General features: G+C 71.5%; 12 protein-coding genes. 5 read left to right on the top strand and 7 right to left on the bottom strand.

Features of this window, described 5'->3' with window-relative positions; all coding sequences use genetic code 11:
• Positions 1–72 precede the first annotated feature (72 nt).
• Complete coding sequence (locus tag NQO67_RS11175) at positions 73–870, bottom strand: phosphatase (RefSeq protein WP_255949703.1); 798 nt, start codon at positions 868–870, stop codon at positions 73–75.
• A gap of 640 nt (positions 871–1510) precedes the next feature.
• Here NQO67_RS11175 and NQO67_RS11170 point away from each other — a divergent pair.
• Both NQO67_RS11170 and NQO67_RS11165 read left to right on the top strand, forming a co-directional pair.
• The gene (locus tag NQO67_RS11170) at positions 1511–1942 is read left to right on the top strand and encodes a DUF2267 domain-containing protein (protein ID WP_255949702.1); all 432 of its coding nucleotides are present in this window, start codon (positions 1511–1513) and stop codon (positions 1940–1942) included.
• Between the two features lie 82 nt (positions 1943–2024).
• Complete coding sequence (locus tag NQO67_RS11165; RefSeq protein WP_255949701.1) at positions 2025–2357, top strand: NIPSNAP family protein; 333 nt, start codon at positions 2025–2027, stop codon at positions 2355–2357.
• 69 nt (positions 2358–2426) lie between these two features.
• Here NQO67_RS11165 and NQO67_RS11160 read toward each other — a convergent pair whose 3' ends face one another.
• A complete protein-coding gene (locus NQO67_RS11160) occupies positions 2427–3014 on the bottom strand; it encodes a GNAT family N-acetyltransferase (protein WP_255949700.1) in 588 nt (195 codons plus the stop codon).
• 114 nt (positions 3015–3128) lie between these two features.
• Entirely contained in the window at positions 3129–3536 is a 408-nt protein-coding gene (locus NQO67_RS11155) for an ATP-binding protein (RefSeq protein WP_255949699.1), read from the bottom strand.
• Positions 3537–3724: 188 nt separating this feature from the next.
• Between NQO67_RS11155 and NQO67_RS11150 the strand changes: the two genes are divergently transcribed.
• Complete coding sequence (locus NQO67_RS11150; RefSeq protein ID WP_255949698.1) at positions 3725–4495, top strand: GntR family transcriptional regulator; 771 nt, start codon at positions 3725–3727, stop codon at positions 4493–4495.
• A gap of 76 nt (positions 4496–4571) precedes the next feature.
• Here the strand turns inward: NQO67_RS11150 and NQO67_RS11145 are convergent, their stop codons facing one another.
• Positions 4572–5126 carry a GNAT family N-acetyltransferase gene (locus NQO67_RS11145; RefSeq protein WP_255949697.1) on the bottom strand — a complete coding sequence of 185 codons (555 nt, stop codon included), beginning with the start codon at positions 5124–5126 and terminating at the stop codon, positions 4572–4574.
• A 204-nt stretch (positions 5127–5330) separates the two neighbouring features.
• Here NQO67_RS11145 and NQO67_RS11140 point away from each other — a divergent pair, with 204 nt between their 5' ends.
• Positions 5331–7034 (top strand): hypothetical protein, encoded by a 1704-nt coding sequence (locus NQO67_RS11140; protein WP_255949696.1) that lies wholly within the window; start codon positions 5331–5333, stop codon positions 7032–7034.
• Between the two features lie 32 nt (positions 7035–7066).
• Here the strand turns inward: NQO67_RS11140 and NQO67_RS11135 are convergent, their stop codons facing one another.
• The 3 genes from NQO67_RS11135 to NQO67_RS11125 form a co-directional block, all read right to left on the bottom strand.
• Positions 7067–7321: a hypothetical protein gene (locus NQO67_RS11135; RefSeq protein WP_255949695.1), complete on the bottom strand. Its 255-nt coding sequence runs from the start codon at positions 7319–7321 to the stop codon at positions 7067–7069.
• 52 nt (positions 7322–7373) lie between these two features.
• Positions 7374–8975, bottom strand: a complete 1602-nt coding sequence (locus NQO67_RS11130) for a DEAD/DEAH box helicase (RefSeq protein ID WP_255949694.1) — start codon at positions 8973–8975, stop codon at positions 7374–7376.
• An 88-nt stretch (positions 8976–9063) separates the two neighbouring features.
• The gene (locus NQO67_RS11125; RefSeq protein ID WP_031013754.1) at positions 9064–9267 is read right to left on the bottom strand and encodes a cold-shock protein; all 204 of its coding nucleotides are present in this window, start codon (positions 9265–9267) and stop codon (positions 9064–9066) included.
• A 509-nt stretch (positions 9268–9776) separates the two neighbouring features.
• On the opposite strand from NQO67_RS11125, the gene NQO67_RS11120 reads away from it, so the two are divergent.
• Positions 9777–13871: an ABC transporter ATP-binding protein gene (locus tag NQO67_RS11120; RefSeq protein WP_255950014.1), complete on the top strand. Its 4095-nt coding sequence runs from the start codon at positions 9777–9779 to the stop codon at positions 13869–13871.
• Positions 13872–13879: the final 8 nt, after the last annotated feature.

Below are 13879 nucleotides of genomic sequence, written 5' to 3'. Positions count from 1 at the left end.
CTCTGCCCCCACTCCGCTGACGTGGGGCGCGGGCTGACGTGGGGCGCGCCTCGGCGGTGGGGGTCGTATCCGTCAGACGTCCGTGTCGAGCCCGGCGGCGGTGAGCAGGTACGCGGTCATGGGGTCGTAGTGCCGCGGGCTGGTGACGTGGTCGTCCAGCGGGACGGTGACCTGGACGGTGCCTTCGGCCTCGCCGATGAACAGCGCCGGGTCGTTGCAGTCGGCGTAGCCGACGGAGTCCAGGCCGCGCTGGCCCGCGCAGCCCGCCCAGCCGTGGTCGGCGACCACCAGGTCGGGCAGCGGGCGGCCCAGGCGCTCCAGGGCGTCCAGGATCACCGTCATCGGGTCGGGTGAGTGGGTGTGCCACAGGGTGGCGCCGCGCTCCAGGACGCTGACGTCGGCGAACTGGAAGATCATGCCCTCGGCGGTGTGCAGCCCGTCCGGGATCACCATGATCTCGCAGCCCGCGGCGCGCAGCGCCGCCGCGGTCGCCCGGTGCACGTCGAGCAGCCCGCCGGGGTGCCCCGTCGCGAACAGCACCCGCTGCCCGTCCTCGGCCGCCTTGTGCAGGCGCGCCGCCATCCGCTCCAGGCCGTCGACGGTGAGCTCCGGGTCGATGGTGTCCTGGCCGAAGCGGTACTCGTGGTCGTCGTTGACCCCGCACCGTTCGGCCATCACCGCCAGCACGTCCTGCTCGTCCTCCCAGCGGTCGCCGAGCTCCAGACCGAGCCAGTAGTGCCGGTCGCCGTTCGCCAGTGCCCGGTAGTGCGAGAGGTTGTTCTCGCGGGGCGTGGCGACGTCGCCCGCGATACGGGTGCGCACCAGGTGCTCGACGAGTGCGGGGCGGCTGGGGGTCCGGGGTATCGGCATGGCTCCTATTGTGCCGCCGGGCTGCGGTGACGGGTGACGGTGTTCCGGAGCATGGACGCCCGTGTCGCGCGATCGGTACCGAGGAGGCCGCGCCGCCGCGGTCGCCGGCCCCGGCCGCCGGTTCCCTCGCCGGCGGCGCGTCGGGTCCGTCGGCGGCGCAGCGCAGCGCATCGGTCGGCGGCGGCCTCTCTCCGTCCCGGCGCCTCGTGGTCCCGCTCCGGGCCCGTTGGGGCCGCCGTACGCCATCCGGGGCAGCCGTCCGCCCGCCGGGGCGAGGGGGCGAGGGGGCGAGGGGGCGCAGGAACGCGGGAACGTCGGGGCGCCGGGCGCCCGACGGCGCGCAGCCGCAGTCCGCGACCCGCGGGCCCGCGCAACACGCCCCTCCCGACCCCGCGCAACACGCCGTCTCCAGCCCGCGCAACGCACTCTCTCCAGCCCGCGCAACGCGCCCCGCAAGAGCTCACCCCAAGCGAACCTTCGTCAACTTGGCATACAACACGCCACTTTGGGCACAAGAACCCGGGGGCGCACACCCGGGCCGGCAGCGAAGCCGGAGTCCTACACACCCACCCGTCCTTCCCCTGGCCCGCCCACTCTTGGAGCAGTTCGCCCCCTGGATGAGAAAGGCAACGCGTCACCTATGTATCCCCAGCCCGACCAGAGCCCGTCGGCGGGCATGACCTTCGCCCACCTGCTGGAACGAGTCCGTTACGACGGCGCGTATCCGACGCGCCAGAGAGCCGAGGAGGTGGTCCGTGCCGTGCTCACCGCACTGGGCGGTCAGCTCGCCGACGAGGACCGGCTGGCTCTCGCGGCCTGCCTGCCGGCCGAGGCCGCCCGCGCCATCACCTCGCAACCATCCGACCCCGAAGTCCTGAACGGCTGGGGTTTCGTGAACGAACTCGCCGCCCGTACCGGTGGCACTCCCGCCACCACGCGCTGGGACACCGGCGCCGTCCTCACCACCGTCGCCCACCTGGCCGGCGACGCCCTGCTCGACCGCATCCTGACGCGGCTGCCCTCCGGCTACGCCCTCCTCTTCGGCCGCGCGGAGCTCACCCAGGCGGCCTGACGCTTCTGCGGGCGGTCTTCCCTTCCCGGGTGGCCGCCCGCCCCCTTTCCCGGGCCACGCCCCGCCCGGGGAGAATGCGCGGATGATCACGTGCCATCTGCGCTACGAGATTGACCCCGCCCAGGCCGAGGCCTTCGAGCGCTACGTGACGGGCTGGATCCCGATCGTCACCCGCCTCGGCGGCACCCATCACGGCTGCTACCTGCCGCACGAGGGGGCCAACGACATCGCCTACGCGCTGTTCTCGTTCCCCAGCCTCGCCGACTACGAGACGTACCGCGCCGCCATCCGCCAGGATCCGCAGGCACGGGAACTGTGGCGGCTCAGCGCGGCGACGCGTTGCATCCGCCGCTTCGACCGGACCTTCCTCCGTCCGGCGTTCGAGCCGACCGGCGGGACGGCCCGTCCGACGTAGCCGACGTAGCCGACGTAGCCGGCGTGCGGCGCGCCCTGCCGATGGGCGCGCCCCGAGCGCACGTCCGCGTCAGCCCGCGCCCCCGGCGAGGTCGCCCGCGTCGTCCTCCTTGGCCGCCCGCCATTCGGGTGCGAGTACCGACCAGACCTCGATGTCGAGCCGCTCGCCGCGGTACGGGTGGCTCTCCCGCAGCACGCCGTCCTTCGTCATGCCGAGCCGCCGGGCCACGGCGATGCTGGCCGCGTTCTCCGCGGCGACCAGCCATTCGATGCGGTGGATGCCGCGTTCCTCCACGGCCCAGTCGATGATCAGGCGTGCGGCCCGGGTCACCAGGCCCTTGCCCACCGCCGACGGCTCCAGCCAGCAGCCCGCCTCGGCGGTGCCGAGCGTGACGTCCATCGTCCGGAAGAGAACCCCGCCGACCAGCTTGTCGCCCACCCAGATGCCGTAGATCCGCCCGGTGTCGGATGCGGCCTTGTCCGCGTACGACTGGAGGTAGGCGCGGCTCGACGTCAGTCCGGTGACGGCGTCCGGCAGCCCGATGTACTGCCCGATGTACTCCCGTCCCCGCTCCATGTGGGCCAGGAACTCCTCGGCCTGCCACGGCTCCAACGGCCGCAGCTCGGCGCCGCCGTCTCCCAGAGGTATCGCGAACATCGTGCCCCTTCCTCGGCCCCGAGACCGTCCACATCGTGGGCCGATCCTGCCACGCCACCGTCCGGAACGCGCCTGCTTAAGCACCCGCCCACAGCGCACACCGGCCGCCGGCGATCACCCGGCCGCCACCTCGGCCCAGACCGTCTTGCCGATGCCGTGTGGCCTCGGGCAGTGGCCCCACCGTTCCGCAAGGGCGTCGACGACCGCGAGCCCCCGCCCGCCCTCGTCGTCGCACGCGGCCACCCGCGGTGCGGGCAGCCGATCGTCCGCGTCGGCGACCTCCACGCGCAGCGTCCCGTCATACCGCGCGAACCGCACGCCGATCTGCCGGCCACGCGGCGTGCCGGCGTGCCGCACGGCGTTGCCGACGAGTTCGGAGAGCAGCAGCTCAGCGGTGGCCGCCGGGTCGCCGTGGATGCCCCACGTCGACAGTTGGGTGCGCAGGAGTGCGCGGGCGCGGGTGGCGCTGCGGGGGGTTCGGGGGAGTTGCCACTGGACCTCGGCGGGGTCAACGGTCGTCACGACTGCCTCCATGAATGACGACGAGTACAGCATGTCTAGAGATGTTGTGAGTGAACCAGCCGGAAGCAGACTGGGGCAGTAGTTCTCTAGGTATGTAACCGGAACGAGTGACGGGCGTTCACGGGGCAGAGGCAGGTGATCGGAAACGGGCACCTAGGATGTCTAGAGATGGTCAGGGAGGATCATTCATGGCGAGCGAGCGCTCCGGGCGACACCTCAGGTCACAACCGAAGTACCAGCGCATAGCCGCTGAGTTGAAGGCCGCCATCGAGCGGGGTGAGTACGGGCCCGGCGACCGTCTGCCGGGTGAGAACGACCTCATGGCGCGTCACCAGGTGGCGCGCATGACCGCCCGTCAAGCGCTCGGCGTGCTGCAATCCGAAGGGCTCGTCGAGGCTCGAAAGGGTGCGGGAGTCTTCGTGCGGGAGTTCCGCCCGGTCCGGCGGCGCGGCACCTCCCGGTTGTCCGGGGCGACGTGGGGCGCGGGGCACTCGGTCTGGTCGACCGAGACCGAGGGGCGTGACCTCGTGGTCGACGCGACGTCGGTGACCGAGGAAGAGCCGCCGGCTGTGGTTGCCCGGATTCTCGGCCTGGCCGAGGGCGTGCCGGCCTGTGTGCGCCGCCGCCGCTTCGTGCTCGACGGCAGGCCCGTCCTCGTCGCCACGTCCTACCTGGATGCCGCCCTGGTCTCCGGCACACCGATCACCGAGTCCGACACCGGTCCCGGCGGCATCTACGCCCGGCTCGGCGACATCGGCCACCGGCCGGTGCGGTTCCGGGAGGAAGTGCGATCCCGCATGCCCGGTGCGGCCGAGACCGAACACCTGCGGCTGCTGCCCGGGACGCCAGTGATGCTGATCCGCCGCACCGCCGTCACCGCAACCGGCCGCGCCGTCGAGGTCAACGACATGATCCTGGACGCGTCCGCCTACATCCTGGAGTACGACATCGACGCATGACGGCCGAAGGCCCGCCCCCGCCGCCTCGGGCATGATCCGAACGTGTGGCCCTGGCAGGGCCCTGGCAGGGCCCCGGCTAGTCCTGGTCCGCGGCACCCAGCGGATCAGGGTCGGTGCGCAACCGGCTGTAGAGGCATCCGTCGCGCCACCGGCCGGCGCGGAACTCCGCCGCGCGCAGCACGCCCTCACGCTCGAATCCGGCACGTTCAAGAGACCGCTGCTCGGCGATGTTCTCGGCGTGGGTCGCCGCCTCTATCCGTTGCACCGGCGTGTGCTCGAACAGGTAGGAGCAGAGCATCGCCTGCGCGCGCCACCCGATTCCCCGGCCACGCCACTCGGGCAGCAGGACGATGCCGATCTCCCAGCCGTACGACCGCGGGTTGCCGCGGCGCCGAGCCAGGTACGACACCATTCCGGCAGCCTCGCCGTCGGCTCCCGTGGCGACGATGAGCCGGCCGTCGTCCTCACCGAGGAAGCCGTCAGCGTCGAACCGGCGCCTGACCACACCCGGATCGCGGAAACCCGTCCAGTCCAGGCCGACGAGACCCGGCTCAAGAACGAAGCGCCGGATCATCTGGAGGTCCTGTTCGCCCACGGGCCTCAGGCGGACCTGCGGGGTGTCGACCGGCATGCACGTGTTCCCTTCTCCGATGGGGGTCGTCGTCACGGAACCGGGCCCACGCCGTCGACGCGGGCTCCGCCCCACCGACTGCGTGACCGGACCGGACCGGCCCGGCCCACGGTCGGGACGGGTCCCCGCGACGGTATGGCATCGTGCGGTTCAGGTGAACTCGCCGCGGGGACAGCCGTGTTGAAAGCACAGGGGGGCTTCTGCATGGAACTCAAGGGCCGGATCGGTGTCACCTTCCTCTGGTGGGCGTGGATGCCGGTGCTGGCGTACCTGTACTGGCTGATGCTGCACGTGCTCTTCGGGGGGATCGGCACCTGGGAGCAGTGGTGGCGGATCGACGTCGTGCAGCGGTACTGGCTGCCCGGCGGGGGGCTGGGTCACCCCACGGGACTGTTCTGGATGTGGGTGACGATCGGGCTGGTCGGCACCGGGTTGATTCTCGGTGGCGCGTTCTCGGACAGCTACGTCGCACGTGACGCGCCGGGGGGACAGACCGGGGGGCTGTTCTGGGCGGTCTCCTGGATCGCCGCCGCCCTGGTGTTCTTCGTGCCCTTCCTGCGGGCCGTCTGGGACAACGACAAGGACGAGGGCCGGTACTACAACACCGTCACGACCTGGCACATCACGTCGAAGACCGATGCGCCCGCGTCGACGGCGTACCTGCTGCGCGGCGCGCACAAGAGCGGCGGCGGCTGCGCCTACCAGAGCCCGTCCGATGTGCACACCTGCATCAACGTCGGCGGGCTGTCCGGCATCCGGTCCTGGGAGGGCCGCACGTCGTCGTACGCCTCCGCGTCGCAGATGATGGGGCAGGCCGCCTCCATCGCCCCGAAGGTCGACGCCTGGGAGGAGACGATCACCTACCTGTACGGGAAGGACGGCACGTCCGGGATCTGGACGGCGGTCCTCGACGGCTCCGGCAAGGCCACCCCCACCTACGGCATCGCGTCATGGGACGGGGCGTCCAACCGCGTGCGGGTGGCGTGCCGGTTCGCGTCCGGCACGTTCGACCGGGCCTTCCACGGCGAACGCGGAAACAGCCTGCGTAACCTGCTTGCCGAGAAGTTTCCCGACCTGGTCTGGGACGACGACGATGTCTGGGGATACTGCAAACACGGCAAGCCGGTGATCGTCGTGCCGGTGCAGCGGGAGATCGGGTACAAGAACCGCAGTGTGATCACGGCCGCGGGGGTGCTGGTCGTCACCGGCGACCACGGTGTGCACGCGGTGTACCGGCCCGAGGTGAAGGCCGGCGACCTGCCCGGTCCGGTCTACCCGGAGCACCTCTCGCAGACGCAGCGCCAGGCCACCGCGTGGGCGGCCGGCCGCAAGTGGCACGACCGGGCCTCCTTCGGGTACAAGCCCACCGTCGACGACGTGCAGGCCGGCAACACCAGCGAGTACCTGTTGCGGGGGCCCGACCACCACCTCTACTACGTCACCCCGCTGACGCCGAACGCGTCCAAGAGCCAGGCCTTCATCGCCTACGCCGTCTCCCCGGCCGACAGCGTCGAGAACGGACGGCTGAACCGGCTCGACGTCTACGTGCTCCCGGACGGCGACCCGAACACCGCGAACCTCAACACCCTGACGAACAAGGCCACGGACGCGGTGCGCACGGTCGATCCGACGTTCCTCAACACCGGCGGCAAACTGGAGGAGTTCACCCCGCTCGGCAACGACATGTGGCGGGTCTTCGGGGTCCGCCGCGGCCTGACCGAGTTCTACGTGGACCTGTCCATCGTGGGCAGGGTGGAGCCGCACACGGTGAACGTCTCCCGCACGCCGGACAAGCCAGGTGCCACGACGACGAACTGCGGCACGCGCCCGTCGGACATGAGCGACAAGGAACTGGCGAACTGCCTCGGCGCACTCGGGGACGAACTACGCCGCCGGGACGGTCACTAGGAGTGCTTCGGGAGGGCGTGACCAGCCCGCGATCAGCCCATGTCCCGGCGCGGCGGTATCCAGTCGAGGTTGTTCCGGATGTGCGCCGATATCTTGGCGTTCAGCTGCACATGCAACTGGACATGGCCGCAGGCCGCGCAGACGAACGCGTCGAACACGACCTGCTTCGAGCCGAACACGCTCGCTCCCCTCTGGCGGAGCCCGTTCTGTGCCACGTACTCGCCCTGGTACACCTCGCCGCCACCGCACACGCCGCAGCGCCCGTGGCGCATATCCCCGTTCGTCATGAGACTGAGCCTAGGGCCGGCGCGTTCGATTGCGACGGGCCGGCCCGTAAACCTAGTGCCGTGACGCGGAACCCTTGCCCTGTGCGACGGCACCGCCCGTGGCCCGGCCGGAGCCCGCCCGGCGGGCAGCACCGCGGCCGCGCGTTGCGGAGGCGCCACCGGACGCCGACGCCCCGGTCGCGGCCCGGCGGTCGGTGCCCCGGCCGGCTCCCCTCGGGGCGGAAGCCGTTGCCGCGTTGGCACCGCTGCCGCCACGGCGCCGGCGGCCGGATCGCCGGCTGCCGGGCTGGGCGCCGGCCTTCCGGTCCGGGCGGGACGCCGTCGGTGCCGCCGGCTGCGGGACCTCGATGGTGACGGCCACGCCGGAGGGCTCGCGGGCGCCGGTGATGGCGGCCAGTTCCGCGTCGCTCGACGTGACGCGGGCCGTGCGGGGGCGGATGCCCGAGTCGGACATGAGCCGGGTGACGTCCCGCTTCTGGTCGGGCAGGACCAGCGTGACCACGCTGCCGGAGCCGCCGGCGCGTGCCGTGCGGCCGCCGCGGTGGAGGTAGTCCTTGTGGTCGGCGGGGGGATCGACGTTCACGACGAGGTCGAGGTCGTCGACGTGTATGCCACGGGCCGCGACGTTCGTCGCCACCAGCGCGGTGACCTGGCCGTTCTTGAACTGTTCCAGGGTGCGGTTGCGCTGTGGCTGGGAGCGGCCCCCGTGCAGTGCCGCGGCCCGGACCCCGACGGCGAGGAGCCGCTTCGCGAGCCGGTCGGCGGACCTCTTGGTGTCGAGGAAGAGGAGGACCCGACCGTCACGGGCCGCGATGCGCAGGGTGACGGCCTTCTTGTCGGTCTCGTCCTGCACATGGAGCACGTGATGCTCCAGCGTGGTCACCGCTCCCGCGGACGGGTCCACGGAGTGCACCACGGGGTCGGTCAGGAACCGCTGCACCAGGCGGTCGATGTTGCGGTCCAGGGTGGCCGAGAAGAGCATGCGCTGGCCGTCCGGCCGTACCTGCTGGATCAGCTTGGTGATCTGCGGCAGGAAGCCCATGTCGGTCATCTGGTCGGCTTCGTCCAGCACCGTGATGCGTACCTGGTCGAGCACGCAGTCGCCGCGTTCCACGAGGTCGTTGAGCCGGCCCGGGGTCGCCACGACCACCTCGGCGCCGCGCCGGAGCGCACCGGCCTGCTTGGTGATCGACAGCCCGCCGACCACGGTGGCCAGCCGGAGGTGCACCGCCGCCGCATAGGGCGTCAGCGCCTCCGTCACCTGCTGGGCGAGCTCGCGGGTGGGCACCAGCACGAGGGCGAGGGGGGCCTTGGGCTCCGCACGCAGCCCGGTCGTGCGGGCCAGCAGCGCAAGACCGAACGCGAGGGTCTTGCCGGAGCCGGTGCGTCCGCGTCCGAGCAGGTCACGGCCGGCGAGCGAGTTGGGCAGGGTGGCGGCCTGGATGGGGAAAGGGGTGGTCACGCCCTGCGTGGTGAGGGTGGTCAGCAGCGCCGCGGGCATGTCCAGGTCGGCGAATTCCTCGACCGCGGGAAGTGCGGGTGTCGTGCTTTCCGGCAGCCGGAATTCCCTTGACGACGACGCGGGGGGCGGGGGTGAAGAGGCGCGCCGGTTCGGCTTCTCGCGCCGATTCGGCTTCTGGGGCCTACGGGGCATGCAGTTATCTGCCTTCCTGAAAACAGCACAAACCGGGGTCCGCACCATGACGGTGCGGACCCCGGTGAGCGGAATACGCGTCCGGCGATCAGGCGGGGACGATGTTCTCCGCCTGCGGGCCCTTCTGGCCCTGCGTGACGTCGAAGGTGACCCGCTGGCCTTCCTGAAGCTCACGGAAGCCCTGGGTCGCAATGTTCGAGTAGTGGGCGAAGACGTCGGGGCCGCCGCCGTCCTGCTCGATGAAGCCGAAACCCTTTTCAGAGTTGAACCACTTCACGGTTCCCTGTGCCATGACATTCTCCTTCTGTAGGCAGAGGCCCCATCCGGAGATGCCCGGAAAACAAATAATGCGCCTGAGGGAAGCATTCCGTCAGGCGCACATAGGTTCATGGGTACCACAACTGCAACACGAAAACCGTAGCACAGCTCGACGGCCCGTGGCGGATCGTCGAGCGGCGCGTCGCGGTTCTCCTCGGCCACCGGTGGAGGCGGGTGTGTCCACTCGGCGCATCAGGGCGGACCCTGCCCGACGCGGGCCTAGGCCTTGCGCCCTACCTCCCTGCGACCTTCGCCCCGGGAGTGTTGCGGAAGGATGAAATCCGGAAGCCTCGGTGTTGCCGCCTTTCGAAGATCAGAGCGAACGAGAGCGATCGAGGACATAGGGGCGACGTGAGTCGAGGAGACGACCGGGTGGCGGCGGACACGAGTGGTGCGGGCGGCCGGAGCGGTGGCGGCCGGAGAGCGCGCGGCCGCCGCTGGAGCGGGGCCGCCGAGGATCCGGAGGCGGGCTGGGTCAGGCGGATGATCGGGTACGCCTGGCGCTACCCGAAGGACGTCGTGCTCGCCATCGGCTCCTCGCTCGTCGGCATGGGTGTCATGGCGGTGGTGCCGCTGCTCACCAAGGTGATCATCGACGACGTGATCGGCGACCACAGCCGCTCCATGGCCGTCTGGGTCGCGCTCTTCCTCGTCGCCGCCGTGATCGTCTACGCCCTGACCTTCGTGCGCCGCTACTACGGCGGCCGGCTCGCGCTCGACGTCCAGCACGATCTGCGCACCGAGATGCACGACACGATCACCGGACTCGACGGCCGCCGGCAGGACGAGCTGTCCACCGGGCAGGTGGTGGGGCGTGCCACCAGCGACATCCAGCTGATCCAGGGGCTCTTCTTCATGCTGCCGATGACCCTCGGCAACGTCCTGCTGTTCCTCGTCTCCCTGGTGATCATGGCGGTGCTCTCCCCGCCGCTGACCCTGGTCGCGCTCGGGGTCGCCCCCGCGCTGCTGTTCATCGCCCGACGCAGCCGCGCCAAGCTGCACCCCGCCACCTGGTACGCGCAGGCCCAGGCGGCGGCCGTCGCGGGTGTCGTGGACGGCGCCGTCTCCGGTGTCCGGATCGTCAAGGGCTTCGGGCAGGAGGCGCAGGAGACCGGCAAGCTCAGGGACGTCGGACGCCGGCTCTTCGCCGGACGGCTGCGCACCATCCGGCTGAACGCCAAGTTCACCCCGGCCCTCCAGGCGGTGCCCGCACTCGGGCAGGTCGTGATGCTGGCGCTGGGCGGCTGGCTCGCGGTGCGCCACCAGATCACCCTCGGCACCTTCGTCGCCTTCTCCACCTACCTCGCCCAGCTGGTCGGGCCGGTGCGGATGCTCGCCATGGTGCTCACCCTCGGCCAGCAGGCCAGGGCCAGCGTGGAGCGGGTCCTGGAGCTGATCGACACCCGGCCCACCCTCACCGGCGGCACCAAGGAGCTGCCGGCCGACGCGCCCGCCACCGTCGAGTTCGACAACGTCACCTTCGCCTACCGGAGCGCCTCCGCGGCGTCTCCCGCCCCGGACGGTGCCACCGCTTCGGGTGACGACACCCCGGGCGGCGTGCCCGACGGCGGGCAGGGACAGGGGCAGGGGTCGGGCGAGGGCGGTCGGCAGGTGCTCAGCGGGCTCTCCTTCGAGATCCGCGAGGGCGAGACCCTCGCCGTCGTCGGCGCGTCCGGCTCCGGCAAGTCCACCGTCTCGCTGCTGCTGCCACGCTTCTACGACGTGACCGGCGGCGCCGTCCTCATCGGCGGCCACGACGTGCGCGAGCTCACCCTGGCGTCGCTGCGCGCCGCCATCGGCCTGGTCCCCGAGGACAGCTTCCTGTTCTCCGACACGGTGCGCGCCAACATCACCTACGGCCATCCGGAGGCCACCCAGGAGCAGATCGAGACGGCGGCCCGTGCCGCCCAGGCGCATGGCTTCATCACCGCCCTGCCCGACGGCTACGACACCAAGGTCGGCGAGCACGGTCTCACCCTCTCCGGCGGCCAGCGCCAGCGCGTCGCGCTCGCCCGCGCGATCCTCACCGACCCGCGGCTGCTCGTCCTGGACGACGCCACCTCCGCCGTCGACGCCCGTGTCGAGCACGAGATCCACGAGGCGCTGCGGAGCGTCATGGCCGGCCGCACCGCCCACCCGTCGCCCGACCACCACCCCTCAACGAGCGCCAAAGCGCGCACCACCCTTCTGATCGCCCACCGCCGTTCCACCCTCGGCCTCGCCGACCGGATCGCCGTGCTGGACCGCGGACGGCTCGCCGACATCGGCACCCACGAAGAGCTGACCGAACGCTCCGCGCTCTACCGGCGGCTGCTCACCGACCCCGACGAGCTGGGCGATCCCTCGTCCGGCCACCGGCCCCGCACCGCGCCCGCCACCGAGGAGTGCGACCGCGCGGCGCACGAGGAGCTGGAAGAGCTCGACGACCTGAACGACCTGAATGACCTCGGTGATCTGAACGAGCTGAGCGGCCTGGACGCCGAGTTCGACGCCGAGCGCGGCATCACCCCCAGGCTGTGGACGGGCGACCGCACCCCCAAGGACGCCGCCCTGTCCGGCACCCCCGCCACTCCGGAGCTGCTCGCCCAGGTCGAGGCGCTGCCGCCGGCCGACGACACCCCCGACATCGACGAGCACGGCGCCGCGCAGCCCGAGGCGTCGTACGGGCTGCGCAGACTGCTGCGCGGCTTCGGCACCCCGTTGCTGATCAGCCTGCTCATGGTCGCCGTCGACGCGGGCGTCGGCCTGCTGCTGCCGATACTGATCCGGCACGGCATCGACCAGGGCGTGAACCGTCTCGCGCTCGGCGCGGTGTGGTCGGCCGCAGGGCTCGGCCTGCTCGCCGTCCTCGTCCAGTGGGGCGCGCAGATCGCCGAGACCCGGATGACGGGGCGCACCGGCGAACGGATCCTCTACGCCCTGCGGCTGAAGATCTTCGCCCAGCTCCAGCGCCTCGGTCTGGACTACTACGAGCGAGAGCTGTCCGGCCGCATCATGACCCGGATGACGACGGACGTCGACGCGCTGTCCACCTTCCTCCAGACCGGCCTGGTGACCGCCTTCGTCTCCCTCGTCACCTTCTTCGGGATCATGGTCGCGCTGCTGGCCATCGACGTGGAGATGGCGCTGGTGGTCTTCGCGACGCTGCCGCCGCTGCTTGTCGCCACGTACTTCTTCCGGAAGAGGAGCAGGCAGGCCTACGAACTGGCCCGTGAGCGCATCTCCGTGGTCAACGCCGACCTCCAGGAGACCGTCGCGGGACTGCGGATCGTGCAGGCGTTCCGGCGCGAGCAGGACAGCGCCGCACGGTTCGCCGGGCGCAGCACCTCGTACCGCGAGGCCAGGCTGACCGGCCAGTGGCTGATCTCCATGTACTTCCCCTTCGTCCAGCTGCTGTCCTCGGTGGCCGCGGCCGCGGTACTGGTGGTGGGCGCGAACCGGATAGCGGCGGAGACGCTGACGACCGGCGCGCTGGTCGCCTATCTGCTCTACATCGACCTGTTCTTCGCCCCCGTCCAGCAGCTGTCCCAGGTCTTCGACGGTTACCAGCAGGCCACCGTCTCGCTGGGGCGCATCCAGGAACTCCTGCGCGAGCCGACGTCGACCCGGGCCCCGATCGAGCCCCACGCGGTGGACGAGCTGCGCGGGGAGATCTCCTTCGAGGACGTGGTGTTCGACTACGGGGCGTCCCTGCCGGACCCGGCCGGGCCGGACGCTGCTGCCTTCGGCGGCGGTGACAGCGCGGGTGTCGGTATCGGCGACGGTGACGGTATTCGCGACGGCGACGGGGGCGGTGGCAAGGGTGAGGCCGCGCTGCGCGGGATCGGACTGCGCATCCCGGGAGGCCAGACGGTCGCCTTCGTCGGCGAGACCGGAGCGGGCAAGTCGACGCTGGTCAAGATGGTCGCGCGGTTCTACGACCCGACCGGCGGCCGGGTCACCGTCGACGGTGTCGACCTGCGCGACCTCGATCTGACCGCCTACCGTCACCGGCTCGGCGTCGTCCCCCAGGAGCCGTACCTGTTCCCCGGCACCGTGCGGGACGCCATCGCCTACGGCCGACCCGACGCGAGCGACGCCGAGGTGGAGGCGGCGGCCCGCGCGGTCGGTGCGCACGACATGATCGCCACGCTCGACGGCGGCTATCTGCACGAGGTCAGCGAGCGCGGCCGTAACCTCTCCGCCGGCCAACGGCAGCTGATCGCGCTGGCCCGCGCCGAGCTCGTCGACCCCGCGATCCTGCTGCTCGACGAGGCCACCGCCGCGCTCGACCTGGCCACCGAGGCCCAGGTCAACCACGCCACGGAGCGCCTCGCCGGACGGCGCACGACCCTGGTCGTCGCCCACCGGCTGACCACGGCGGCCCGCGCCGACCGGGTGGTGGTGATGGACCACGGCCGGGTCGTGGAGGACGGCACCCACGACGAACTCGTCGCCGCCGACGGCCACTACGCCCGCCTGTGGCGCACGTTCCTCGGCTCCGAGACGACCGATGACCGGACCGGCCTCGACCCCGCGCGCTGGCCCGACGGCAGCGGCCCGGGGCCCGAGCCGCAGTCCGAGTCGGTCAACGTGTGAGGGGTGTC

Source organism: Streptomyces odontomachi, assembly GCF_024435355.1.
In the GTDB taxonomy this organism is placed as follows: Bacteria; Actinomycetota; Actinomycetes; order Streptomycetales; family Streptomycetaceae; genus Streptomyces; species Streptomyces odontomachi.
The sequence above is the reverse complement of the archived record's forward strand: the minus strand, read 5'-3'. Positions and strand labels throughout refer to the sequence as shown.

Excerpts from the sequence above, each read along its gene's own strand:
- NQO67_RS11175 (WP_255949703.1), bottom strand. The coding sequence starts at position 870 with ATGCCGATACCCCGGACCCCCAGCCGCCCCGCACTCGTCGAGCACCTG.
- NQO67_RS11170 (WP_255949702.1), top strand. The coding sequence starts at position 1,511 with ATGTATCCCCAGCCCGACCAGAGCCCGTCGGCGGGCATGACCTTCGCC.
- NQO67_RS11165 (WP_255949701.1), top strand. The coding sequence starts at position 2,025 with ATGATCACGTGCCATCTGCGCTACGAGATTGACCCCGCCCAGGCCGAG.
- NQO67_RS11160 (WP_255949700.1), bottom strand. The coding sequence starts at position 3,014 with ATGTTCGCGATACCTCTGGGAGACGGCGGCGCCGAGCTGCGGCCGTTG.
- NQO67_RS11150 (WP_255949698.1), top strand. The coding sequence starts at position 3,725 with ATGGCGAGCGAGCGCTCCGGGCGACACCTCAGGTCACAACCGAAGTAC.
- NQO67_RS11145 (WP_255949697.1), bottom strand. The coding sequence starts at position 5,126 with ATGCCGGTCGACACCCCGCAGGTCCGCCTGAGGCCCGTGGGCGAACAG.
- NQO67_RS11140 (WP_255949696.1), top strand. The coding sequence starts at position 5,331 with ATGGAACTCAAGGGCCGGATCGGTGTCACCTTCCTCTGGTGGGCGTGG.
- NQO67_RS11135 (WP_255949695.1), bottom strand. The coding sequence starts at position 7,321 with ATGACGAACGGGGATATGCGCCACGGGCGCTGCGGCGTGTGCGGTGGC.
- NQO67_RS11130 (WP_255949694.1), bottom strand. The coding sequence starts at position 8,975 with ATGCCCCGTAGGCCCCAGAAGCCGAATCGGCGCGAGAAGCCGAACCGG.
- NQO67_RS11125 (WP_031013754.1), bottom strand. The coding sequence starts at position 9,267 with ATGGCACAGGGAACCGTGAAGTGGTTCAACTCTGAAAAGGGTTTCGGC.
- NQO67_RS11120 (WP_255950014.1), top strand. The coding sequence starts at position 9,777 with ATGATCGGGTACGCCTGGCGCTACCCGAAGGACGTCGTGCTCGCCATC.